Genomic DNA, 978 nt, shown 5'->3' on the forward strand with positions numbered 1-978 from the left:
CCGGCGCCGCCGTCATCGCCGTCGACGGCGACCACGGCGCCTGCGCCCGTACCGACGCCGCCGCCCGCCGCCACGGGGTCCAGCTCCAGATCGTCCACGGCAACGCTCCGCACGTACTGGAGAACCTTCCGGAACCGGACGTCGTCCGCGTCGGCGGCGGGGGAGCGGCCGTGGTGTCCGCGGTCGCCGACCGCCGTCCGCAGCGCATCGTCGCGCACGCCGCCACCCGGGACGCGGCCGAACTCATCGGCCGGAATCTGACCGAACACGGGTACCAGGTCGAGTGCGCCCTGCTGCAGTCCGTCGAACTCGACACCCGGACCTGGACGGAGACGGAACGGAGCGTCGCGTTCCTGCTCAGCGGGGTGCTTCCCGCGCGCGGCAATTGATCCGACAAGCGTCCCCGTGATCGGGTTGTCGTACCGCGCGGGGTAGGCTGGCCGATCGTTGTACCGCACTGGACGCCCGTCGCTTCGTCGGCCAATGTCCGGAAAACCCGCCCGTTTTGGGTTGGGTCGTGGTACGGCAGGAACCGGAGGACGCGCAACGTGGCGCAGTCCACAGCGGATCCGTCGCCGATCAAGCTGACGCGACGGCCGTGCGGCCGCGACAATGCCAGTGAATGGCTTTGTCGCCTTTTTCGGACAGGCCGTTCGTGCCGCTGTGGACGCACGCTCGTTCTGTCAGTGTGGGGCGGTCGGTGCGCCGTTCCGGGTGAGCTGGTCGTAGGAGCACTAACCGATGGGCGAGGGGTACGCATGACCGACACCGGCCAGGTCCCGGGCGAGGGACTGCCGGAGAACGCAGGCATGGTGGAGCAGCCGGGCGTCCCCGCGCCCGACGCGTACACCTACCTCTCCGACAGTCCCGCCGAGGACGAAGACCTGCTGCTGCCCGGCGCCCAGGGCGCCTGGGGCAACGAGATCGCCCCGCCCGCGCCCGAGCCGGTCGTCGAGACCGTGCACGCGCCCGGTCCGC

Annotated in this window: 1 protein-coding gene and 1 pseudogene; both read left to right on the forward strand. The window is 71.2% G+C overall.

Going from position 1 to position 978, the window contains the following annotated elements; all coding sequences use genetic code 11:
- A pseudogene (locus B9S61_RS03695) lies at positions 1 to 389 on the forward strand (precorrin-6y C5,15-methyltransferase (decarboxylating) subunit CbiE); the annotation flags it as partial.
- A gap of 369 nt (positions 390 to 758) precedes the next feature.
- A partial coding sequence (locus B9S61_RS03700) for a hypothetical protein (RefSeq protein WP_146064698.1) occupies positions 759 to 978 on the forward strand: 220 nt, incomplete at its 3' end.

The organism is Streptomyces sp. SM1 (assembly GCF_002910825.1).
Classification (GTDB): domain Bacteria; phylum Actinomycetota; class Actinomycetes; order Streptomycetales; family Streptomycetaceae; genus Streptomyces; species Streptomyces okerensis.